General features: G+C 66.3%; 21 protein-coding genes. 9 read left to right on the forward strand and 12 right to left on the reverse strand.

What is annotated here, in order from left to right; translation table 11 throughout:
- Nucleotides 1-1,335, reverse strand: a complete 1,335-nt coding sequence (locus FXN65_RS14865; protein ID WP_151133920.1) for an MFS transporter — start codon at nucleotides 1,333-1,335, stop codon at nucleotides 1-3.
- 318 nt (nucleotides 1,336-1,653) lie between these two features.
- Between FXN65_RS14865 and FXN65_RS14870 the strand changes: the two genes are divergently transcribed.
- Nucleotides 1,654-3,090, forward strand: coding sequence for an aldehyde dehydrogenase family protein (locus FXN65_RS14870; protein ID WP_151133921.1), 1,437 nt, complete (start codon nucleotides 1,654-1,656; stop codon nucleotides 3,088-3,090).
- A gap of 213 nt (nucleotides 3,091-3,303) precedes the next feature.
- Here FXN65_RS14870 and FXN65_RS14875 read toward each other — a convergent pair whose 3' ends face one another.
- Nucleotides 3,304-4,578: an OprD family porin gene (locus FXN65_RS14875; protein ID WP_151133922.1), complete on the reverse strand. Its 1,275-nt coding sequence runs from the start codon at nucleotides 4,576-4,578 to the stop codon at nucleotides 3,304-3,306.
- Nucleotides 4,579-4,741: 163 nt separating this feature from the next.
- Between FXN65_RS14875 and gcvA the strand changes: the two genes are divergently transcribed.
- Complete coding sequence (gcvA, locus tag FXN65_RS14880; protein ID WP_151133923.1) at nucleotides 4,742-5,647, forward strand: transcriptional regulator GcvA; 906 nt, start codon at nucleotides 4,742-4,744, stop codon at nucleotides 5,645-5,647.
- A 131-nt stretch (nucleotides 5,648-5,778) separates the two neighbouring features.
- On the opposite strand, the gene FXN65_RS14885 is transcribed toward gcvA, so the two are convergent.
- From FXN65_RS14885 to FXN65_RS14920, 8 genes are all read right to left on the reverse strand, one after another.
- A complete protein-coding gene (locus FXN65_RS14885; protein ID WP_151133924.1) occupies nucleotides 5,779-6,969 on the reverse strand; it encodes a CaiB/BaiF CoA transferase family protein in 1,191 nt (396 codons plus the stop codon).
- On the reverse strand, nucleotides 6,959-7,354 hold the full coding sequence (locus tag FXN65_RS14890) for a PaaI family thioesterase (RefSeq protein ID WP_151133925.1): 396 nt from the start codon (nucleotides 7,352-7,354) through the stop codon (nucleotides 6,959-6,961). The genes FXN65_RS14885 and FXN65_RS14890 overlap by 11 nt, the downstream gene beginning before the upstream one ends.
- 18 nt (nucleotides 7,355-7,372) lie before the next feature.
- The gene (locus FXN65_RS14895) at nucleotides 7,373-8,179 is read right to left on the reverse strand and encodes an enoyl-CoA hydratase/isomerase family protein (RefSeq protein WP_151133926.1); all 807 of its coding nucleotides are present in this window, start codon (nucleotides 8,177-8,179) and stop codon (nucleotides 7,373-7,375) included.
- Nucleotides 8,180-8,189: 10 nt separating this feature from the next.
- A complete protein-coding gene (locus FXN65_RS14900) occupies nucleotides 8,190-8,954 on the reverse strand; it encodes an SDR family NAD(P)-dependent oxidoreductase (RefSeq protein ID WP_151133927.1) in 765 nt (254 codons plus the stop codon).
- A gap of 1 nt (nucleotide 8,955) precedes the next feature.
- The gene (locus FXN65_RS14905; RefSeq protein WP_151133928.1) at nucleotides 8,956-10,101 is read right to left on the reverse strand and encodes a thiolase family protein; all 1,146 of its coding nucleotides are present in this window, start codon (nucleotides 10,099-10,101) and stop codon (nucleotides 8,956-8,958) included.
- On the reverse strand, nucleotides 10,098-10,454 hold the full coding sequence (locus FXN65_RS14910; protein WP_151133929.1) for a Zn-ribbon domain-containing OB-fold protein: 357 nt from the start codon (nucleotides 10,452-10,454) through the stop codon (nucleotides 10,098-10,100). The genes FXN65_RS14905 and FXN65_RS14910 overlap by 4 nt, the downstream gene beginning before the upstream one ends.
- A 230-nt stretch (nucleotides 10,455-10,684) precedes the next feature.
- Entirely contained in the window at nucleotides 10,685-12,853 is a 2,169-nt protein-coding gene (locus FXN65_RS14915; RefSeq protein ID WP_178119339.1) for a xanthine dehydrogenase family protein molybdopterin-binding subunit, read from the reverse strand.
- Nucleotides 12,850-13,332, reverse strand: coding sequence for a (2Fe-2S)-binding protein (locus tag FXN65_RS14920; RefSeq protein ID WP_151133930.1), 483 nt, complete (start codon nucleotides 13,330-13,332; stop codon nucleotides 12,850-12,852). Before FXN65_RS14920 ends, FXN65_RS14915 begins: the two co-directional genes overlap by 4 nt.
- Nucleotides 13,333-13,735: 403 nt before the next feature.
- Here FXN65_RS14920 and FXN65_RS14925 point away from each other — a divergent pair, with 403 nt between their 5' ends.
- The 5 genes from FXN65_RS14925 to FXN65_RS14945 all read left to right on the forward strand — a co-directional run bounded on the left by FXN65_RS14925 (nucleotide 13,736) and on the right by FXN65_RS14945 (nucleotide 19,469).
- On the forward strand, nucleotides 13,736-15,679 hold the full coding sequence (locus tag FXN65_RS14925; protein WP_151133931.1) for an alkaline phosphatase D family protein: 1,944 nt from the start codon (nucleotides 13,736-13,738) through the stop codon (nucleotides 15,677-15,679).
- 31 nt (nucleotides 15,680-15,710) lie between these two features.
- Nucleotides 15,711-16,124 carry a group II truncated hemoglobin gene (locus FXN65_RS14930; protein ID WP_151133932.1) on the forward strand — a complete coding sequence of 138 codons (414 nt, stop codon included), beginning with the start codon at nucleotides 15,711-15,713 and terminating at the stop codon, nucleotides 16,122-16,124.
- A gap of 276 nt (nucleotides 16,125-16,400) precedes the next feature.
- A complete protein-coding gene (locus FXN65_RS14935; RefSeq protein ID WP_151133933.1) occupies nucleotides 16,401-16,829 on the forward strand; it encodes a MarR family winged helix-turn-helix transcriptional regulator in 429 nt (142 codons plus the stop codon).
- A 19-nt stretch (nucleotides 16,830-16,848) separates the two neighbouring features.
- Nucleotides 16,849-17,922 carry an HlyD family secretion protein gene (locus tag FXN65_RS14940; protein WP_151133934.1) on the forward strand — a complete coding sequence of 358 codons (1,074 nt, stop codon included), beginning with the start codon at nucleotides 16,849-16,851 and terminating at the stop codon, nucleotides 17,920-17,922.
- Between the two features lie 5 nt (nucleotides 17,923-17,927).
- The gene (locus FXN65_RS14945; RefSeq protein WP_151133935.1) at nucleotides 17,928-19,469 is read left to right on the forward strand and encodes a DHA2 family efflux MFS transporter permease subunit; all 1,542 of its coding nucleotides are present in this window, start codon (nucleotides 17,928-17,930) and stop codon (nucleotides 19,467-19,469) included.
- Here the strand turns inward: FXN65_RS14945 and FXN65_RS14950 are convergent.
- Nucleotides 19,459-20,442, reverse strand: a complete 984-nt coding sequence (locus FXN65_RS14950) for an AraC family transcriptional regulator (RefSeq protein WP_151133936.1) — start codon at nucleotides 20,440-20,442, stop codon at nucleotides 19,459-19,461. The genes FXN65_RS14945 and FXN65_RS14950 overlap by 11 nt on opposite strands.
- A gap of 221 nt (nucleotides 20,443-20,663) precedes the next feature.
- On the opposite strand from FXN65_RS14950, the gene FXN65_RS14955 reads away from it, so the two are divergent.
- Both FXN65_RS14955 and FXN65_RS14960 read left to right on the forward strand, forming a co-directional pair.
- On the forward strand, nucleotides 20,664-20,936 hold the full coding sequence (locus FXN65_RS14955; protein ID WP_151133937.1) for a DUF4242 domain-containing protein: 273 nt from the start codon (nucleotides 20,664-20,666) through the stop codon (nucleotides 20,934-20,936).
- A gap of 8 nt (nucleotides 20,937-20,944) precedes the next feature.
- On the forward strand, nucleotides 20,945-21,757 hold the full coding sequence (locus tag FXN65_RS14960) for a class I SAM-dependent methyltransferase (protein ID WP_151133938.1): 813 nt from the start codon (nucleotides 20,945-20,947) through the stop codon (nucleotides 21,755-21,757).
- A gap of 158 nt (nucleotides 21,758-21,915) precedes the next feature.
- Here the strand turns inward: FXN65_RS14960 and FXN65_RS14965 are convergent, their stop codons facing one another.
- Entirely contained in the window at nucleotides 21,916-22,716 is an 801-nt protein-coding gene (locus FXN65_RS14965) for an aminoglycoside phosphotransferase family protein (RefSeq protein WP_151138838.1), read from the reverse strand.
- Between the last annotated feature and the right edge of the window lie 173 nt (nucleotides 22,717-22,889).

Consider the following 22,889-nt stretch of genomic DNA (forward strand, 5'->3'; position numbering starts at 1 on the left):
TCAACGCAGCGGCTGGCCCTTCATCTCCGGCATGCGGATGTACACCACCAGGCTGACCATGCACACCGCCGCCACGTAGAGCCAGAACAGGTGGCCGTAGCCGGCGCCCGATACCGCCGTCATGATGTAGGGCGAGGTGCCGCCGAACAGGGTGACCGACAACGCGTAGGGCAAGGCGATGCCGGTGACGCGGACCTCCGCCGGAAACTGCTCGGCCATGGTGACCGCCGACGCGGCGCCGAAGCCGGTGAGGATCACCATGGAAATGGTCTGCAGCAGCACCACCTCACCGAGGCTGATGCCCTGGTAAAGCAGGCCGAAACTTGGCCAGGCCCAGAGGATCGAAGCGGCTGCGAAGGCGATCAGCACCGGGCGACGGCCAATGCGGTCGGCCAGCATGCCCACCAGCGGCATCAGAAGCAGGGACACGCCCACGGCGATGGCGCCGGCCAGCAACGTCTCGCGAATGGGCATGCCGGTGACCAGGTGGACCTGGGAGGGGTAGCTCACCATCCACACGTAGTTCAGCAGGTTGCCGGCCATGGCGACGCCAATCACCCGCAGCACGTCCTTGCGGTGGGTGGTGAAGATGTCACGGATCGGGCGCTTCTCGACGGCCTTCTTCGCCACGCGCGACTTGAACACGTCGGTCTCCTTCACCGACAGACGAATCCACAGCGTCAGCACACCCATCGCCGCAGCAATGATGAACGCCACGCGCCAGCCCCAGTCTTCCAGCGCGGTATCGCTGCCGACAGACGCCAGCACGAAGCCCAGCAGGAAGGACACCAGGGTCCCGGCGTTGATCGCGAACCACTGCCAGGAGCCGGCGAAGGCTCGACGATTGGACGGCGCCGATTCGATCAGGAAGGCCGAGGCGGAACCGAACTCACCCCCGGCGGAGAAGCCCTGGGTCAGGCGCGCGAGAACCAGGATGATCGGCGCGGCGATGCCGATGCTTTCGTAGTTGGGGCAGATGCCGATCACCAGCGAGGCCAGCGACATCAGCAGGATCGAAAGGGCCAGGCCCTTCTTGCGGCCGTAGCGGTCGGCGAACACGCCGAGTACCGCACCGCCGATGGGGCGCATCAGGAAGCCCACCGCGAAAACGGCCAGCACCGAGAGCAGCGCGGTGAGGCTGTTGCCGGCCGGGAAGAACTGTTTGGCGAGAATGGAGGAGAAGGTCGCGTAGATCACCCAGTCCGTGTACTCGACTATGGTGCCTAGGGTGGCGGCGACTATGGCCTTCTTCTCGGTCCGGGTGAGGCTGCGGCCCAGGTCGGCCGGGCTGGTTTCAGGCATGAGACCGCCAATCGCACTATTGTCGTTGTTCATTGCGTCGCTCCCGTGAGCACACTTCTTGTTGTTGATCGCCCGAGGGCGTTCTCTTCTGGTTGGCGAGCAAGATGCAGCGCCACGAGGGCTGCGGTGAAGCGAGATTTCCGCCCTGTTCGCTTGAGCTGAACTCAAGCCAGGGCCTCAGGGTGGTGCGTGATCCGGGCACCCTGATGGTTGAGTTTTTCTCAAGCGGCGGAAGCCGAAAATTCCTTTGAAGGTGGCGAGCCGAACGCCGAACCTGCCCCCATGTCCGGGTCGACGAACAAGAATCGCCCCCACACATGACCCGGGCCATGAACTGAGGAGACTCCAAGCATGTTCCTGAAAGTTGAGAGCTACGTCGGTGGCCGCTTCCTGGCACCGGCCGAAGGCCGCTACGTCGACAAGCTCGATCCGCGCACCGGCCAGAAGCTGGGCGAAGTCGCCAACAGCAGCCCCGAGCAGGTGGACCTGGCGATCCAGTCCGCCCAGGACGCGCTGCCCGCCTGGCGCGACATGCGGCCATCCGAACGCGGCCGAATCCTGCTGGAGCTGGCGCGCATCGTGCGCCACAGCGAAGACCGCCTGGGCCGGCTGGAAAGCGCCGAAACCGGCAAGCCCGGCCGCGAGATGGCCACCCTGATGGACCTCACCGCCCAGTACTTCGAGTTCTACGCCGGCCTGGTCAACGTCATGGACGGCGAAGTGATCAACCAGGGCCCCAACTACCACGTCTACACCCGCCGCGATCCCTTCGGCGTGATCGGCGCCATCCTGCCCTGGAACGCCCCGCTGCATCAGGCCGCCCGTGCCATCGCGCCGGCCCTGGCCACCGGCAACACCCTGGTCGCCAAGCCCTCCGAACACACCTCCGCCTCGCTGGTGGAACTGGCCCGCATCGCCGTGGAAGAAGCCGGCCTGCCTGCCGGCGTATTCAATGTGATCGTCGGCAAGGGCAGCGTCATCGGCCCGGTAATGGCGCGGCACCCGCTGATGCGCAAGATCTCCTTCACGGGCGGCATTACCGCCGGCCAGGAACTCGGCCGCATCGCCGCCGAACGCATCCTGCCATTGACCCTGGAACTGGGCGGCAAGTCGGCCAACATCGTCTTCGACGACGCCGATCTCGACGCCGCCGCCAGGGGCGCCACCACCGCCTTCACCTGGAATAGCGGCCAGTGGTGCTGCGCCGGCACCCGTCTGCTGGTGCAGGAGAACATCCACGACCGCTTCGTCGAGAAGCTGCTGGCCCAGGTCGCGGCCCTCCGCGTAGGCCCGGATTTCGACGCCACCTCCGGCCCCATCACCACCCGGGCGCAGTTCGAGAAGATCCAGAGCTACTTCCAGATCGCCGAGCGCGAAGGCCTGAAGCCCGCCATCGGCGGCAAGGTGGCCAGCGGTGAGCACCTCGACAACGGCTGGTACATCGAACCGACCGTCTACACCGGCGTGAACAACGACATGACCCTGGCCAAGGAAGAAATCTTCGGCCCCATCGTCTGCGTCATCCCTTTCAAGGACGAAGCCGATGCCTTGTGCATCGCCAACGACAGCGAGTTCGGTCTCGGAGCCGGTATCTGGAGCCGCGACATCGGACGCGTGCACCGCATGGCCGCCGGCCTGGACGCGGGGCGCATCGTGGTCAACGAGTACAGCGGCGGATTCGTCCAGACACCGTGCGGCGGCTTCAAGCAGAGCGGCTATGGACGCGAGCAGGGTATCGACGCCCTCTCCCACTACACCCAGTTGAAGTCGGTGATCATCCGGCTTTGAAGCCCGCTCCCAAACAAGACCCCGCCTCGTGCGGGGTCTTGTTTGTCGATGCTTTTGCAGAATGGTTGCACCGCGTGTTTCCTGCGCTTTTACGCCAGCTTGCTTCCATGTTTTACGCAAGGTGGACGAAGCTCTTCTCGTCCATCAGCGGTGGCCAGCTCAACTGCGAATGGTGGAAGTGAGAAGCGACTTCCACCCTGCATCGACCTCAGATCACCAGAGCGGCAACGTGTAGGTGACGATCAGCCGGTTCTCATCGATATCCGGCCCGAAGTTGCTGCGCACGGTCGCGTTGCGCCACTTGAGGCCGAGGTTCTTCAGCGGTCCGTCCTGCACCACATAGGCGATATCGGTATCGCGCTCCCACTCCTTGCCCTCGTCCAACCGTCCGTTCACATCCACGCCGTTGCCCGACAGGTAGCGGGTCATGAAGGTCAGGCCGGGGATGCCCAGCGCGGCGAAATCGAAGTCGTAGCGCGCCTGCCAGGAGCGCTCGTCCTCGTTGCCGAAGTCATTCACCTGCACCAGGTTCACCAGGTAGCCATCAGCCCCGTTGACGTAGGCGAAGCCGGTGTCTCCGGACATGCGCTGGTAGCCCAGGCCGAGGGCGTGCGGCCCCAGTTTGTAGGTGGACATGACGCCCAGGGCACGGTTGTCGACATTGCTGCCGCCAGCGTTGTCGCTGCGCGCCCAGCGCAGGTCGGACTTGATGGAGCCGGCGTCGCCCAGGTCCAGAAGGTGGCCGAGAGTGAAGTAGTGCTGGCGGTAGATGCCGTCCAGGGCGCCGTAGTGGTAGGCGCTGGTCAACGCCGGCGTCCACTTGTAGGTGGCGCCGGCGAAGTCCAGGGCGTCGCTGGACCTGCTGCGGCCAAGGACGATATTCCGCGCCCCGCCGTTGAACACCTGCATCTCCTCGTTATCCGAAGAATTACGCAGGTTCACCCGGTCGATGCGCCCCAGGTCCAGGGTCAGGTCGCGGACTTCTCCGCTGCTGAGCCAGGCACCGCGAAAGGTCTGTGGCAGCAGGCGGCTGTCATTGGACAGCGCGATGGGCAGCTTGGGCTGCAGGGTGCCGATTTTCAGCAGGCTGCCGGACGCCCGCAGCTTGGCGGTCAGCCCCAGTTCGCTGTACTCGTCCCGGGCCCGATTGGGCTTTTCCCGGTCCGCCTGCAACAGGCCGGTGCCGGTGCGGTCCGGGCTGGAATCGAGCTTGGCGCCGAGCAAGCCAAGCGCGTCCACACCGACGCCGACCGGCCCTGCGGTAAAGCCCGACTCGTAGCGCAGCAGAAAGCCCTGGGCCCACTCCTCGGCCTTGTTCTGCGCGGCACCGGCCTGGCGGAAATCGCGGTTGAAGTAGAAATTGCGCAGTTCCAGGCTGGCCCTGGAATCCTTGATGAAATCGGCATGGACGGTGGCGCTGGCGGCCAGTCCGCAGAACGCGACGAAGGCGTGGGGTCCGAACGCATCGGCCCGTTTCGGTAAGGTCATGGAGCGGCTCTCTCTTGTTGTTGTGACAGGTCCGGGGGCCGATGCTAGAAAGCCGCCAGAGCCCGCGACAAACGAGAAAATAACGGCCTTCGCTTGAGATTTACTCAATCAGAACTAGAGTAAGATTCCGCGCCTTTCCTGCACCCAAGAAGAAGATCCGCAGATGGACAGACTGCCGCCGCTCAATGCCGTACGGGCCTTCGAGTCCGTCGCCCGGCACCTCAGCATCACCCTTGCCGCCGATGAACTGAACGTCACTCCCGGTGCCGTCTCCCGGCAGATCCGTGCGCTGGAGGACTACATGGAACAGCCGCTGTTCCTTCGCGGGCACCGGCAGATCACCCTCACCCCGGCCGGCGAGCAGTACTTCAAGGCGGTGGCTCGGATAATCGAGGAACTGCGCAGCGCCACGCGCAAGCTCAAGCGCCCGGCCAAGCGGCGGCAGATCAAGGTACGCGCCTACACGACCTTCGCCATGCAGTGGCTGATCCCACGGTTGGCCAGCTTCCACCAGGAAAACCCCAAGATCGAGGTGCTGCTCACCGCCTCCCTCGACCCGGTGGACTTTCACAAGGACGACCTGGATGCGGCCATTCGCCTGGGAAGCGGCGACTGGCCCAACTGCAATTGCTACGTGCTCAGCGACAACGTGCTGGCCCCGGTGTGCAGCCCTGCCCTGCTTGACCTCGGTCCCGGCCTCCACGAGCCCGCGGACATTGCCGAATACACCATGCTGCACTCCATTGCGCGACCGGATGACTGGGGGCACTGGCTGCAGGCGGCGGGCGTGGGCAGCGCGGTGGATGCCCGCGCCGGCATGACCTACCAGAGCTCGTCCATGGCCTACGCGGCCGCCGCCGGTGGCCAGGGCATCGCCATTGCCCAGTTGTTCCTGGTGGAGAAGGAATTGCGCGAAGGCACCCTGGTGCGACCTTTCCCCCAGACCGTGGACATGGGTGCCTACACCTACTACCTGCTCACCCCCAGGCACCGTCCGGAAAGCGAAGACATGGCCACCTTCCGCCAATGGCTGCTGGAGCAGGCCCGCCAGACGCGGCACGTGGTATGAGAACGGCTCAGGGCATTTCCTGCACTGCAGGGGCGAATTCATTCGCCCCTGCAGAAGCACGGCCGTGCGTACGTGGGGATCGGGCGACCTAATGCTTCGCGAATGAATTCGCTCCCACAAAAGCGCCGAATTCAGATCACCGCCCCGCTCTCCAGCATCTGCGCCACTTCAAGCTCGCTGAAGCCCATCTCCGCCAGCAGTTCGCGGGAATGCTCGCCCTTGTCCGGCGCCGGCTTGTAGGGCTGCTTGCCTGCCTCGGCACTGTTCACCGGAAAACCGGGAACCCGCAGCATGCCGTGGCGCGGATGGGCGATGCTGGCAAGCATGCCGTTCTCCGCAATTTGTGGGTGGTTCAGCAGGTCGCTGTAGTCGGCCACCCTGGCGCAGAGGATGTCGGCCGCGCGCAGCTTCTCCAGCCAGTGGGCGGTATTACGGGTGCGGAACACGGTATTGAGCGCGTCCTGCATCTCGGCCCGGTGCACCACGCGTTGGGCCGAACTGACGAAGCGCGGATCGCCCGCCCACTCCGGATGACCGAGCACCGTGCACAGGCGCTCCCAGCGGTTGCCGTTGTAGGCCGCCACCATGATCCAGCCATCCTCGGCCTGGAAGGCCTCGTTGGGCGCCGAGTAAGGCGCGGCACTGCCGATGGGTGTCGGCAGCTCGCCCTCCCGCAGGTAGCTGCTGATGGATGACTGCTGCAAGGCCAGGGCGGAATTCATCAGGCTCACGTCCAGGTGGCCGCCCTGCCCGTCCCGATGCCGGGCCTGCAGCTTGGCGAGGATCGCCATGCAGGCCATGTAGCCGGTCACCACGTCCACCACTGGCGCCTGCACCTTGCAGGGCGGCGCACCGGGGATGCCGATCAGGCTCATCAGCCCGGAATCCGCCTGGAGAATGCCGTCCACCCCGGCCCGATCCGCATAGGGTCCTTGCTGGCCATAGGCGGAAATGGAGCAGTAGATCAGCGCCGGGTGGCTTTCCGACAGCGCTTCGTAGCCCAGCCCGAGGCGGGCCATCACGCCGGGACGCATGCTTTCGATCAGTACGTCCGCCGACTCCACCAGGCGTTTGGCCACGGCCAGCCCTGCAGGGTTCTTCAGGTCCAGGCAGAGGCCCTGCTTGCCACGGTTGAAACCGTGATAGAGCGCGCTGGACTCACCCACCCAGGCCGGCCCCAGGGTGCGGCCTAGGTCGCCTTCCGGCGGCTCGATCTTGATCACCCGCGCGCCCATGTCGGCCAGGAGCATGGTGCAGGTGGGGCCGGCGGCGATCTGGGTGAAATCCAGCACCGTCAGGCCCTGCAAGGCATTACGCAACATGGCGGCCGCCTCCCTGCCTGAAGGTGCCCTGGGCCGTCGCCAGCAACCGGCCATCCTCAGCCAACAGGGAAGCCTCGGCGAAGTACAGGCTGCGGCCATTGCGGCTGACTCGGCCCCTGGCGAGCACGGTCCCGGAGCGGACCGCCTGCAGGTAGGCGACGTTCAGCATCACAGTCACGCCGTGTACCTCGGCCTCGCCTTCCGCCGCATGCAGTCCTGCGTAGCCGCAGGCGGCATCCAGCAGCGTGGCGACCAGCCCGCCGTGGAGCATGCCCTGGCGGTTGAGATGGCGCGCCTCGATGGGCATGCGGAATTCGGCCTCGCCACTGACCCAGTGGACCAGCTCGACACCAAGGCTCTGCAGGAACGGATTACTCAGTTGCATGACGAATCTCCCCGGCGCTCAGCGGCCCTTGTAGTTCGGCGGCCGCTTCTCGGCGAAAGCCGCGCGACCTTCCAGGCGGTCCTCGGTATCCCGCAGTACGCCCCAATACAACTCGGCCAGGCGCTGCGCGTCGGCATCTGAGAGGTGCGCGGTCTGCCGGGCCAGGGATTGCAGCGCCTGGATCGCCAGCGGCGCGGCCTCGGCAATGCGCCCGGCGAGCTCCAGCGCGCGGTCCAGCAGCACCTCGCGGCTGTCCAGCACCTCCGACACCAGTCCGATGCCCAGCGCCCGGCTGGCGTCGATCCGCTGGCCGGTGAGCGCCATCTGCATGGCATGGGCGGGCGGCACGGCCTTGAGCAGGCGATGCAGCCCGGACACCGCGGGAATCGACCCGACCACCGCTTCCGGCAGGCCGAAGCTGGCATTGCCAGAGGCGATGCGCAGGTCGCACTGCAATGCCAGCTCCAGGCCGCCGCCGAGGCAGTGCCCGTTGATGGCGGCGATCAGCGGCTTGCGCAGGTCGAGGTCGGCCAGGTCCATCAGGCGGATGTAGAGGCCGGCATCGGCGGCCGGCTCCTTGTCGAGGAACAGCGCCTCGGCATAGGACGCACCGGACGCCCGCGTGCTCTTCAGGTCGGCCCCGACACAGAAGGCCCGCTCACCGCAACCGGTGAGCACCGCCACACGGACCTCGCGGCGGTCACGTACTTCCGCCAGGTGCCCGCGCAGGGTGCGCAGGGACTCGATATCGAGGGCGTTGAGGGCATCCGGGCGGTCGAGGCTGATCAGCGCCACGGCGCCGTGGATTTCAAGGTGCACGGACATGGCGGCCTCCTCAGACACTGGCCGACGACAGGCTGCGCCCGCCGCAGACATAGAGGGTCTGGCCGGTGACGTAGGCGCTGGCCGGGTCGAGGAAGAATTCCACCGCGTTGGCGATATCGTCCGGCGTGCCGATGCGCTTGACCGGCACGGTGTCCTTCAGCCGCGCCTGCACCTCCGGGTCGAAAGCCTGGAACAGCGGCGTGTCGACGATGCCGGGGGCGATGGTGTTGACCGTGATGCCCTTGGCGGCGAACTCGATGGCCAGGCTGCGGGTGAGGCTCACCACCCCGCCCTTGGCGGCGGAATAGTTGGCCTGGCCGAAGCCGCCCAGCCAGGCGCGGGACGACAGGTTGACGATACGCCCGAAGCCGGCCTCCAGCATCAGCGGCAGGGCCGCCCGACAGCAGAGGAACTGCGCCCGCAGGTTGGTATCCAGCACCAGGTCCCAGTCCTCCTCGGTCATCTTCAGGAAGCGCTTGTCGCGTACCACCCCGGCGTTGTTCACTAGGAAATCCAGGCGCCCGGACATCTCGCGGATCTGGCCGAAGGCACGCTCGACGTCGGCGGCCTGGGTCAGGTCCAGGGCGATACCGTGGACGTCGAGGCCCTCCGCCTGCAGCAGCTTGACGGTATCGAGCAGGACGGGGGCATCGCGGTCGAGCAGGAAGACGGTCACGCCTTCGCGCGCCAGGCGGCTGGCGATGCCGAGGCCGATGCCACGTGCGGCGCCGGTCACGGCGGCCACCTGGCCCTGTTGGAAGCGTTGCTTGCTCATCTCACACCCCCAGTACGTGAACGGAAGACGCGGCGTGGTCGACACCGGCGATGCCGCCGCCGGTGCACTGGGCGACGCCGATGCGCGGGTTGTCGGCCTGGCGTCCGTTGGCGCGGCCCTGCAGTTGCCACATCAGCTCGACCATCTGCGCAACGCCCGTGGCGCCCAGCGGGTGCCCCTTGGCAAGCAGGCCGCCGCTGGGATTCACCGGCACCCGCCCGCCCAGCGCCGTGGCGCCGGAATGCAGCAGCGCCAGCGCTTCACCATGGGGCGCGAGACCGAGTGCTTCGTAGTAGAGGAGTTCGGCGATGGTGAAGGCGTCGTGCAGCTCCACCACGCCCACATCACGCGGGTCGACGCCGGCCTGCTCATAGGCCAGGCGCGCGGCACGTGCGGTGATCTCCGCGTCGAGGATGTCGTCGCGGGCGCCTTCGCGCAGGCCGGACACGACAATCGAACCGAGCACGCGCACATCCCGCGCATGGGGGCCAGGCTTGTTGCCCAGCACCAGGGCGGCGGCACCATCCACCTGGGACGGACAGCACTGCAGCAGGGTCAGCGGGTCGGCGATCATCCGCGAGCCCAGCACCTCTTCCAGGGTCACCTCGCTGCGCTGCTGGGCGTATTCGTTGAGGGAACCGTGATGGCGGTTCTTCACCGCCACGCGGGCGAGGTCCGCCGGGCTGGCGCCGCGCTCGTGGATGAAGCGGGTGGCACGCATGGCGTAGACCGCCGGCAGTACCATGCCGGCCTTGGCGAAGAGGTCGGTCTTCTCGTCATTGCGCTGCATCGGAATGGTGCCGCCACCCAGCTGCGTCAGCTGCTCGATGCCGAACACCAGCACCCGCTCGTACTGCCCGGCCAGCAGCGCGTGGCGCGCCAGATGCACGGCGGTGGCACCGCTGGCGCAAGCGTTCTCGACGTTGTAGACGGGGATGCCGGCGAGCCCGAGATCACGCAGGATCACCTGACCGAGAATCATGCCGCCGAGCACGTTGGCGCAGTAGATCGCCTGGATGTCCTTCAACGGGAGGCCCGAGTCAGCCACAGCCTCGAGGATCGCCTGCTGGGCCAGTTCCGGCGCCATTACACCCTGGTGCCGGCCGAAGCGGGTCATGGCGCCGCCCATTACATGCATCCGGCTCATTGGCTGGCCTCCACGGATTCGAACACATAGCCATAGGTTTCGTCGGGCAGGACGCGGTAGGCGCCGCCGATCACCGGGCGCTCGCTGCCGCTGATGCGGCCGAACAGGCGCACCGGGCCTTCCAGGTCCAGGTAGCCAAGGGCGAACGGAACCAGGCCGCTCTTCGGGCTCGGATGGATGATGGTGAAGCTGTACAGGCTGCCCTCGGCAGCCAGCGGCTCGGTCCGGTACTGGGCGGCCAGCGGCGAATGGCTGGACAGCGGTGGGAACACCAGTTCGCCGCTGGCGATATGGCGGGAGCCAAGCAGGCGCCAGGGGCTATCGGAGCCCCAGAGGGATGGCAGTGGGTTCATGTCGACCTCCTGTTGTTGTAAGCCGCGCAAAACGGCCCTGGACAGGGGCTATGGTCGACACCGGGCCTGGGCCCGACAAACGATATAAAGACCGCCTATGGTTGAGTTTTTCGAAAGCGTAGGCCGTACTGCGCCCGGCCGAGAGGGCACGCACCAGCCGCGGCAAGGGTGCTTCGTGAATGCACAAGCAGCCCCCTTCCACGTAGGGAAAGGGGCTGATGAAGGGCTCGTCAGGCTTGTTTGAGCTGGGTCGGGTCGACCGGCAGGCTGCGCAGGCGCTTGCCGGTGGCGGCGAAGATGGCGTTGACCACCGCGGGGGCGATCACCACGGTGGACACTTCGCCCAGGCCACCGGGGGATTCGCCGCTGTTGATGATGTGGGTCTCGATGGGCGGGACCTCGTTCAGGCGCAGCAGTCGGTAGCTGTCGAAGTTGGCCTGTTCGACCCGGCCGTCCTTGAAGGTGATATTGCCGAACAGCGTCGCTGTCAGGCCGAAGATCGTGCCGCCCTGCATCTGCGCCACAACCGAGTCCGGATTGATGGGAATGCCGCAATCCACCACACAGGTGACCTTGTGCACCTTCACCGCACCACTGGCATCCACGCTGACTTCCGCCACTTGCGCCGCGTAGGTGCCGAAGCAATAGGTCAGCGCCAGGCCTCGCCCCTGTCCCGCCGGTAGCGGCGAGTCCCAGTTGGACTTCTCTTTCAGCATCTCCAGCACCTTCAGCGCGCGGGGGTGTTTCTCCAGCAGCGGCGCGCGGTAGGTGAAGGGATCGACCTTGTTCATGGCCGCCAGCTCGTCCATGAAACCTTCCACCATGAAGGCGTTCTGCGTATGGCCAACCCCGCGCCAGAACGCCGGGGTAATGCCCTTGGGCGGTTCGTGGCGCACGTAATGCACCGCGAGGTTGGGAAAGGCGTAGGGGCCGCAAGCGTCGCGCACGGCGTCACCGTCGATCCCGTTCATGAAGCGGTCCGGCGCCCAGCGCGCGATGATGGAACCGCCGGTGACCTTATGGGTCCAGGCGATGGGCCGCCCCTGTTCATCCAGGCCAGCGGAAAGGTGGTTGTAGTGGAAGGGCCGCAGCGTGCTGTGGCGGGTGTCCTCCTCGCGGGAGTAGATCACCTTCACTGGGTAATCCACCTGCTTGGCGACTTCCACCGCATGGCCGACGAAGTCCGTTTCCAGCCGCCGGCCGAAACCGCCGCCGAGCAACTGGTTGTGCACCACCACCTTGTCTTCGGGCAGGCCGGTGAGCTGCGCCGCCAGCGTTTTGGCCCGCGCCGGTACCTGGATGCCAAGCCAGAGGTCGCAGCCGTCCTTGCGTACATGGGCGGTGCAGTTGACCGGTTCCATGCAGGCGTGGGCCAGGAACGGCACCTGATAGGTCACCTCCACCTTCTTCGCCGCCTTGGCCATGGCACCCTGCGCATCGCCCTCGGCGCGGGCCTGCACGCCCTCGCCCTTCGACGCCTCCTTGATGTTCTTCAGCATGTCGCCGCTGGACACCTTGGCGTTTTCACCCTCGTTCCACTTGATCGAAAGCGCCGCCAGGCCCTTGCGTGCGGCTCCCATATGGTCTGCGACCACAGCCACCGCATCCTTGGTGCGCACCACCTTGTGCACGCCCTTGACCGCCAAGGCCGGTGCGTCGTCCACCTCGGCCAGGGTGCCGCCGATGACCGGGCAGATGGTAATCGCGGCGACCTTCACGCCCTCAGGGCGGGCATCGATGCCAAACATGGCCTTGCCCCGCACCTTGTCGGGGCCGTCGGTGCGTTTGGCCGGGGTGCCTATCAGCTTGAACCGGGACGGGTCCTTCAGCTCCACCTCGCCCGGAGCCGGCAGCTTGGCGGCGGCGTCCACCAATTCACCGTAACCGAGCTTGCGGCCGCTTTCCGGGTGCAGCACGGCGCCGTTCTCGGCCTTGCAGCTTTCCACCGGCACCGACCATTGCTGCGCCGCCGCCGTCACCAGCAGGGTGCGCGCGGCGGCGCCGGCCTGGCGCAGGGGTTTCCAGTTGGCGGGCACGGAAGTCGAGCCGCCGGTGACCTGGAAGCCCAGCATGGGATTGGCATAGCGCTTGTCGTCAGCCGGAGCGTGTTCGATCACCACCTGGTCGAGGGACACCTCCAGCTCCTCGGCGATCAGCGCCGGCATGGAGGTGTAGGTGGCCTGGCCCATTTCCACCGGCTGGATGATCAGGAAAACCTTGCCGCTGCGGTCGATACGGATATAGGCGTTGGGGCTGAAATCGCCCTCGGCGGCCTGGGTATCGTCCATCACGCCCGGCAGCGCGAAGCTGATCAGCAGGCCACCGCCCACGGCGGCACCCGCCTTGAGAAAGCCCCGGCGACTGAAACCGGGGCCGGCAAAGGACGTCATGTCGTTCATGCTGCGCCCTCCGCCTTGGCTGGCTGCGCCCGGGCCGCCACCTTGATGGCTTCACGGATGCGCAGGTAGGTGCCGCAACGGCAGATATTGCCGGACATCGCGCCGTCTATTTCCGCATCGCTGGGGTTGCCGTTGCTGGCCAGCAGCGCGCTGGCCGACATGATCTGACCCGACTGGCAGTAGCCGCACTGCACTACTTCCTTGGCCAGCCAGGCCTCTTGCACGCGCTTGCCGACATCGGTATCGCCGATGCCTTCGATAGTGGTGATTTCCGCACCGACCATGCTGCTCACCGGCATGACGCAGGAGCGCACGGCGGCGCCATTCATGTGCACGGTGCAGGCGCCGCATAGGGCCATGCCGCAACCGAACTTGGTACCGGTCATCCCCAGCACGTCGCGCAATACCCAGAGCAGCGGCGTGTCGGGGTCCACATCGACGCTGTGCTCGGCGCCGTTGATCTTCAGGGTGAGAGCCATATCGCCTCCCGGACGGTTTCATCAAGGCAAGTGCCCGCCAGCGCGGGCGCTTCACGGATGGCCAGGGCGATACGGCGGCCCCGGAATCGAAGGCAGCAGAAGAAATGGATCAGGGCGATCCTGAATGGGCTTCGCCCGGTGTGCCTGGCGAAAATGGGATGGGGCCATCGAGCAGAACCTGAAGCATGGTTGCCTCCGTGGGCAGGCCGTTCCATCAGGGCTGGGCGGCTGGCGGCTCCAAGGCGCCAGCGCGGGGTCAGACAATGGATGCTAGAAGCCCCCGGCGCAGTCTGCCAATCGATTTAAACGCACTACTCGGCTGAGTTTTTTTCAAGCCATTGCTGAGCCCGGCACGGCGTGCGCGTTATCCTGTTGCGCTCATTCGCACAGGCCCGTTGTCCCGATGTCCGTTGCCGCTTCCCAGGAAATCCTTCCCGCCGTTCTCGCCGGCCCCATGCTGCGCCGTATCGAATCCCGCCGTCTGGTGTTCTGGCTGGTGGGTTCGCGCAGGCTCTCGCCGGTGCTGCGGCTGTCGCCCGATGGCGGCGTCGAGTATTCCCTGGGGAAGGACAGCTGCCGGGTAATCCCCTTTGGCCGCCATGCCTTCCTGCACCTGATCGACCTGCGCCTGAAAACCTCCCTCCCCCTTGATCAGCAGATCGACTACGACCTGCTGATCGACGGCGAAGGCATCGGCCAGTGGGCACCGCACCTGATCCACGCCCAGGCTACCTGCCCCAGCTTCGTCCTGCGCTCGCGCATCGACCAGATGCTCCACGGTTCCTGCCGCAAGCCGCACTTCCCGGCCAACGACGGCCTGCTCTGCGCCGACCGTCTGCTGGCCGCCAACCCCGCACCGGAAGAGCGCCCGGCGCTACTGATGCTGAGCGGCGACCAGGTCTACGCCGATGACGTGGCCGGCCCCATGCTGCGGGCCATCCACCAACTGATCGACCGGCTCGGCCTGTTCGACGAGCGCCTGGAAGGCGCCGTGGTGGGCGACAGCGCCGGGCTGTACGCGCATCCGGCCGGCTACTACCACCGGGCCGAGCTGCTTCCTGCGCTGGAAAGCAATGAAACCCTGCGCGAGCGCTTCTTCGGCGGTGCGCGAAAGCCCATCTTCACCAGCAGCAATGCGGAGAACCACCTGGTGACCCTGGCCGAGGTCATGGCCATGTACCTGCTGGTCTGGTCGCCGGTGCCCTGGACGCTGGTGGCGCCGCAGATGCCGGCACTGGCGCCGAAGGAGTCCGAACGCTACCGCCTGGAAGAGGCGCGCCTGCTGGGTTTCCGCGAGGGACTGCCGGGTGCGGCGCGGGTATTCGCTCACCTGCCGACGCTGATGATCTTCGATGACCATGACATCACCGACGACTGGAACCTCTCCGCCCAGTGGGAGCTGACTGCTTACGGCCATCCATTCTCCAAGCGCATCATCGGCAACGCCCTGCTGGCCTACATGCTCTGCCAGGGTTGGGGCAACGACCCCGATGCCTTCGGCGAAGTATTGGCGCAGGCCGAGGCGCTGGCCGCCAGTGCAGCCGGCGACAATTACCTCGACAGCCCTGCCCTGGACCGATTGATCGACCGCCTGTTCGCCTTCAATCGCTGGCAATACGTGCTGCCCACCACCCCGGCACTGCTGGTGCTGGACACCCGTACCCGCCGCTGGCGCAGCGAGATCGACCCCAAGCGCCCCTCCGGCCTGCTGGACTGGGAGGCGCTGAGCGAGTTGCAGCAGGAGCTGCTGGACCATCCCTCGGCCATCGTCGTTTCCCCGGCGCCGGTGTTCGGGGTGAAGCTGATCGAAACCGTGCAACGGGTGTTCAGCGCCTTCGGCCATCCGCTGCTGGTGGATGCGGAAAACTGGATGGCCCACCGTGGTGCGGCCCAGGTGATCCTCAACATATTCCGCCACTCACGCACGCCGGGCTCCTACGTGATCCTCTCCGGCGACGTGCACTACTCCTTCGTCTACGAGGTGCTGATCCGCCACCGCCAGCAAGGGCCGAAGATCTGGCAGATCACCAGCAGCGGCATCAAGAACGAGTTCCCCCGGCGTCTGCTGGATGTGTTCGATCGCCTGAACCGCTGGCTCTACTCGCCGAGATCCCCGCTGAACTGGTTCACCAAGCGCCGCCCGATGAAGGTCGTGCCGCGCACACCGGAACACAGCAAGGCCGGTGAACGCCTGTGGAACTCCGCCGGCCTCGGCCAGGTGTTCTTCGATTCCGAAGGGCGGCCGTCGCGCATCTTCCAGCTCAACGCCGATGGCTCCGGGCCCACCGAGTTTCTCGAGGAACGGCACGACCAACCGGCCGGACAGCCCGTGGCCAGGCAGATATGATGCCGGCCCCGATTCCCGCAAGAGCCCGCCCATGAGCCCCCCATTCGGTACCGGCGACGCTTCCTACCAGGCCGCCGGCGGCATCGACGGACTGCGTCGGCTGGTGGACGACTTCTACCGGCTGATGGACGAACTGCCCGAAGCCGCCGACCTGCGCCGCCTGCACCCGGAAAGCCTGGAACAGTCCCGCGACAAGCTGGCCTGTTTCCTCAGCGGCTGGCTGGGCGGACCGAAGCTGTTCAGCGAGAAATACGGCTCCATTGCCATTCCCTCCTTCCACGCCCAGTGGCCCATCGGCGAAGCCCTCAGCGGCGCCTGGCTGGGGTGCATGGAACGCGCCATCGCCTTGCAGCCTTTCTCTCCGGAGTTCGCCGAGTACCTGCTGGCGCAGCTGCGGGTTCCAGCCCACCGCGTGGTTCAGGCCAGCCGGGCTCGGCACGGCTGAGCGCCAGTAGCCTGTTGGGACAGCTGCGCTGCCCTTCGCGAATGAATTCGCCCCCACAGGAAAAGCGAGAGCTCGCGCACTGCTTCAAGCATGAGACGAGCTCCATCTCTGTGTGGGCCATTTCAATCGCCATGCGGACCGAAGGTTCGCCCTGCAACGCTGCCCTTCGCGAAGGAGTTCGCTGCCACGGGCCGCTCTCAGCCGCTCGTCCAGCCTTTGACGACCGATCAGTCACGCCCATATAGTAAGCAACGCTTACTATATGGGCACCAAACCATGGCCATTCTTGAAGAGAGCCTCGGCTTCCTCCTCGCTGACGCCTCCCGCCTGATGCGACGCGCGTTCGAGCGGCAGATCACCGGCAGCAGCCTGACCCTCAGCCAGGCTCGCGCGCTGGCCCATGTGGCACGCCATGAAGGTTGCCGTCAGGTGGACCTGGCCGACCAGCTGGAGGTCAAGCCCATTACCCTCGCCCGCCTGCTGGACCAGCTGGAACAAGCCGGACTGGTGGAACGTCGGCCGGACCCTGACGACCGCCGCGCCTACCGCCTCCATCTGCGTGCACAGGCCGACCAGGCCCTGGCGGACATCCGCGCCGCCGGAGCCGCCATGCTCGCCGAAGCCCTGCAGGGCATCAGCGAGGAAGAGGAAGCCGCCCTGACCAACGCCTTGCGCAAGATGCGCGCGAACCTTTCCTCACGCTGAATTCCCCGGGAACCGCGCCATGAACACCCAAACGGTCATAGATCCGGAACAGGCAATGGAATCCGCCCCCAGCTCCCGCCTCAAGCGTCTGTTGCTGATGGGGGGCGTGCCGCTGCTGGCAGCAGTGCTGGGCCTGCTCGCCTACCTCCACGGCGGCCGCTTTGTCGAAACCGACAACGCCTACGCCAAGGCCGACAAAGTACCGATCAGCGCCGACGTGTCCGGCACCATCACCGAAGTGCAGGTGCGGGAGAACGACCGCGTCGATGCCGGGCAGGTGCTGTTTCGCATCGATCCGGCCAGCTTCCGCATCGCCGTCGACCGGGCCGAGGCGCGCCTCGCCCAGGTGCGCACCGATCTCGCCGCGCTGAAGGCCAACTACCAGGAGAAATCCTCCGAACTGGCCCTGGCCCGCACCCGTCATGCTTTCGCCGAGAGGGATCTGCAACGCCAGGCCAACCTCGCGCAGAAGGGTTACCTCTCCCCCGCCCGGCTCGACGAATCCCGTCAGGCGACCCAGGTCGCCGCGCAGGAGATCGACGCCCGCGAGCACGACCTCAAGCGCATCGCCGAGAACCTCGGCGGCAGCCCCGAGCTACCCATCGAGCGCCATCCCAGCTACCTCGGCGCCCAGGCCGAACTGGAGCAGGCGCGGCTCGACCTGCAGCGCTCCGAAGTGCGTGCGTCGCTGCCGGGTAGCATCAGCAAGGTGCCGCAGCCCGGCCAGTACATCAGCGCCGGCAATACCGCGATGACCCTGGTGGTGGACGACAACCTCTGGGTGGAAGCCAACTTCCCCGAGAAGGACCTGACCTACGTACGGCCCGGCCAGGCGGTGGACGTGCGCTTCGACATCTACCCGGACAACCTCTGGCACGGCGAAGTGGACAGCCTGAGCCCGGCAACCGGCTCCGAGTTCTCGGTGCTGCCGGCGCAGAACGCCACCGGCAACTGGGTGAAAGTGGCGCAGCGGGTACCGGTACGCATTCACCTGCAACCCGACGCCAAGCTGCCGCCGCTGCGCGCTGGTCTCAGCGCGGTCGTGGAAATTGATACCGGCCACCGCCGCAGCCTTGCCAGCCTGTTGCCCTGACCGCCATGAACACGAACGCCGCCCGGAGCGTCGGCAACCATCGCTGGCTGGTCACTCTCTCGGTGATGCTGGCAACCATCATGCAGGCGCTGGACACCACCATCGCCAACGTCGCCTTGCCGCACATGCAGGGCAGCATGGGCACCACCCAGGACCAGATCAGCTGGGTGCTGACCTCCTACATCGTCGCGGCGGCGATCTGCATGCCGCTGACCGGCTTCATTGCCGCGCGCTTTGGCCGCAAGCGGCTGTTCATCTGGTCCATCGTCGGTTTCACCATTGCCTCCATGCTCTGCGGCGCGGCCCAGAGCCTGGAGCAGATCGTCCTGTTCCGCCTGCTCCAGGGCGTGTTCGGCGCCAGCCTCGTTCCCCTGTCCCAGGCGGTGCTGCTGGACACCTACCCCAACGAGCAGCACGGCTCGGCCATGGCCATCTGGGGCGTCGGCGTAATGGTCGGCCCCATCCTCGGCCCAAGCCTCGGCGGCTGGCTCACCGAGTACTACGACTGGCGCTGGGTGTTCTACATCAACCTGCCGTTCGGCGTGCTGGCCTGGTTCGGCCTGACCGCCTTCCTCAAGGAAACCCCGATCGAACGGCAGCGCCGCTTCGACCTGCTCGGCTTCTCCCTGCTCGCCCTGGCAATCGGCGCACTGCAACTGATGCTGGACCGGGGCGAATCCCAGGACTGGTTCCACAGCCCGGAAATCGTCGTCGAAGCACTGCTCGCCGGCCTCGGCCTGTACCTCTTCATCGTCCATGTGCTGACCCATCGCGCGCCCTTCATCGACCCGGCCATGTTCCGGGACCGCAACCTCAGCATCGGCCTGCTGTTCATCTTCATGGTGGGCATCGTGCTCTTCGCCAGCATGACGCTGCTGCCGCCCTTCATGCAGAACCTGATGGGCTATCCGGTGCTCGATGTGGGTTACCTGATGGCCCCGCGCGGCGTGGGCACCCTGGTGGCGATGCTGCTGGTGGGCCGCCTGATCGCCCGTGTCGACCCGCGCTGGATGATCGGCCTGGGGTTGCTGCTCACCGCCCTGTCGATGTGGGAGATGACCCTTTTCACCCATGAAGTCAGCAGCTTCGCCATTGTCCGCAGCGGCGTCGTACAGGGCCTGGGCCTCGGGCTGATCTTCGTGCCGCTGTCGACCCTGACCTTCTCCACCCTCGCGCCGCGCTACCGCAATGAAGGCACCGCGCTGTTCAGCCTGATGCGCAACGTCGGCAGCGGCATCGGCATCTCCCTGGTGATCAGCTACCTGGCCCAGCGCACGCAGATCAACCACGCCGCCTTCAGCGACTTCATGACGCCCTTCAACCAGGCGCTGACCCAGGCGACCGAAAGCGGCGCCATCGACCTTTCCAGTCCCGCCGGGCTGGTGGCGCTGAACCTGGACGTGACGCGCCAGGCGTCGATCCTGGCGTACCTCCAGGACTTTCGCCTGATGATGTTCGTCACCCTCGCTTCGCTGCCCCTGTTGCTGCTGTTGCGCAAGCCGCCGAAATCGTCCGGAGCGCCAGACACCCACGCGGTCATGGACTGAACTGGCCCGCCGGCTGGCGTCGCAGCTGATTGCGCCGCCAGGCCGCCGGCGGCGCGCCGAACTCGCGGCGAAAGGCCCGACTGAAGGCCGTGTCGGTCTGGTAGCCGACGTCCTCGGCAATACGCGCCAACGGTGCGTTGCTCCGACTGAGCAGGTTGGCGGCAAGGAGCATGCGCCATTGGGTGAGGTACTGCATGGGTGAGCTGCCCACCAGAAGCTGGAAGCGTTCGGCAAGCACAGAGCGCGATGTGCCGGCGGTGCGCGCCAGCTCTTCCAGGGTCCAGGCCTGTGCCGGACACTTGTGCAGGGCCGTCAGCGCCGAGCCGACGATCCGGTCCCCCAGCCCCGCCAGCCAACCGGTGCGCCCTTCGGCCTGCTCGTTCATGTACAGGCGCAGCACTTCGATGAAGAGCACTTCCGCCAACTTGGCCAGCACACCTTCGCCACCCGGTCGCGGTGACTTGGCTTCCGTGAGGGCATAGCGCACGGAAGCTTCCAGCCAGGGACCGGCGCTGGAACCGCGCACATTGACCCGCACCAGTGGGGGCAACCCGGCCAGGAGTATGTCGGCCAAGCGCGCATCGCAGGCCAGGTAGCCACAGACCAGGCGCGTGATCGCCCCGCCACCGCCATAGGCCAGTTGCCGGGGACGGCGCGCCAGCACCTCGTCCAGTCTGCCCCCCTTGGCCGGCGGCAAGCCGGGCTGCGAAGTCATGCGGTGGGCGTCGCCCTGGGGAAACAGCACCACATCACCGGCCGAGAGACGCACGGGCTTCTCCTGGCCGATTTCGACGAAGCACTCACCGTCGGTGATCAGGTGGAAGATCACCACGCGCTCGGCGCCCGGCTCCAGCAGGGGCGCGACCGAATCGGCGCGGGGCGACTGGTAGCACCAAGGTGCGCTGAAGCGTGCGTTGATGAAGATCGCGCCGACAAGGCGGACGACACGCAAGGTTTCCGACAAAGCGTCCATCAGCCCTCACCTCCGGCGCATTCCTGAAATTCTGGGCGGCGTATGCGCTTCGCAGCGGATCGTCGGATAAATGGTGGTGCGCGGACGATCGGACAACCCTTGCCGACGCTCGGGCAGGACGGCATGCCGGAACCGGCGGATAGTTCCCCTGCACGCTGCTTCTGCCCAATCGAGCAACGGCGTGTCCGCAATGCCCAGAACGCCAAGAAAACGAGGTCACCATGCCCAAGTTCCTCATCGAAAGAGAGATACCGGAAGCTGGAAAACTCACGGATCGAGACCTCAAGGCCATTTCACAGAAGTCCTGCCGGGTGCTCAGAGAGCTCGGACCAGAGGTGCAGTGGATACAGAGCTACGTCACCGACGACAAGCTGTACTGCGTATACATCGCCGCCAGCGAGGAGCTGGTCAGGGAGCACGCCCAGCAGGGCGGTTTCCCGGTCAACCGCATCTCCCGCATCAGCTCGATCATCGACCCGACCACCGCCGAATGAGCCCCGAAATGACTTCCGCTATTGATCTGAACGCACTGAAAAGCAAGCAGATGGCCTCCTGGGCCAGCGGCGACTACGCCGTCATCGGCACCACCCTGCAACTGGTCGGCGAACTGCTCGCCGAAGCCTGCGACCTGCGCCACGGCGAAACCGTGCTGGATGTCGCGGCCGGCAACGGCAATGCCACCCTGGCCGCTGCGCGCCGGGGCGGGCGGGTAACCTCGACCGACTATGTGGAGGCCCTGCTGGAACGTGGCCGGGAACGCGCCCGCGCCGAGCGGCTGGAGGTGACCTTCCAGGCGGCCGATGCCGAGAACCTGCCCTTCCCTGACGCCAGCTACGACGTCGTGCTGTCCACCTTCGGGGTGATGTTCACCCCTGACCAGGCGAAGGCGGCCTCCGAGCTGGCCAGGGTCTGCCGTCCCGGTGGGCGCATCGGCCTGGCCAACTGGACGCCGGACGGGTTCATCGGCCAGGTGTTCAAGACCCTCGGCCGCCACCTGCCCCCGCCACCCGGCGTGCAGCCTCCCTCTCTCTGGGGCGTGGAGAGTCACCTGCGCGAACTGTTCGACGACAGCGCCCGCGAGATTTCCGTGGCGCGGCGCCTGTTCAACTTCCGCTACCAGTCGCCAGCGCACTTCATCGAGGTGTTCCGCACTTGGTACGGTCCGGTGCACAAGGCCTTCGCAGCCCTCCCCGCTGATGCCGCCAACACCCTCGAACGGGACCTGACCGAGCTGCTGGAACGTTACAACCGCACCGGGCCCGAGTCGCTCATCGTGCCCAGCGAGTACCTGGAAGTGGTGATTACCCGTCGCTGAGGAGAAGGTCGTACCGGCTCCTGTGGGGGCGAATTCATTCGCTGACCGGTGTCGGGGATGCGGCGCATCCCTTCGCGATTGAAATCGCCCCTACAGGGTCATGTGCTTCTTGTGAGGAAGTGCTTCCTGTGTGAGCGAATGCATTCGCGAATATCGTTTCAGCTACCAAGCGCCTGCACTGCGAGCCGGGCCACTGTCATGTCCGACTCAGCGGATGTGGCATCCCCATCCTCCAGAAACCAGGCGGCGGAGAGCCCGGCGTAGGCCAGCACCCAGCGCAGCAGCCGCTCCCGCCCCAAGCCGGAGGCTTCGGCGATCACCGCCACCTGGCGGGCGAAGCGCTCGGGGCGGGTCACGGTTGGGAGTTCCGGGTTGCAGATCATGTTCGCGTAGTCGTATCCGCGATCGCCAATGACTCGTTTGGGGTCGATGGCCAGCCAGCCGCGCTCGCCGAAGTCGAGCACGTTCTCGTGATGGATGTCGCCATGCAGCACCACCACTTCGCGTTGTGATCCGAGCAGTTCGCGGGCAATGCCGGCGGCCTCGGCGAACAAACCTGCCCGTTGCCTCGCGGCCGGCCACAGCGAGCGGAACCACTCTTCCAGGGTAGCCAGCTCTGGCGCCGGGGTCGGCCTGGGCGCATGCAGCCGGGCGATGGTGGCGCAGGCAATGCAGCTGGCCTCATCGTCGCGCCCGTCCAGCGCCATCCGCATCAGCGAGCCGGGCCCCGTGGCACGCTCCATCAGCAAGGCATCGCCCTCATGCCGATACACTCGCGCGGCGCCCTCTCCGTCCCACCAGCGCATCACCCGTGCGCCGCCCTTTTCCTCGCTGTCCCGTGCGACCTTCAGCATCGCCGGCAAGCCGTCTAACCGTACCGGCAGCAGATCGCTGCCGGGCGTGCGGATGGGCTCGCCGTCGGGTTGCAGGTTCCATTTCGTCAGGTAGGACTCGAACACGGCCTTGTGCTCCTTGCGGGTGATCATCAGGACCGGCCCTTTCGGACCGGGTGCGCCATGGTAGCCGGATTTCCCCTGTCGGTTGCCACCGTCAGGGCACAGCCATTCGTGCTTTACCCGTCCGATTACCGCACAAAACTCTGAGCGGCAAATTGACGTAATTAACCGGTTAG

Source organism: Pseudomonas lalkuanensis, from assembly GCF_008807375.1.
In the GTDB taxonomy this organism is placed as follows: Bacteria; Pseudomonadota; Gammaproteobacteria; order Pseudomonadales; family Pseudomonadaceae; genus Metapseudomonas; species Metapseudomonas lalkuanensis.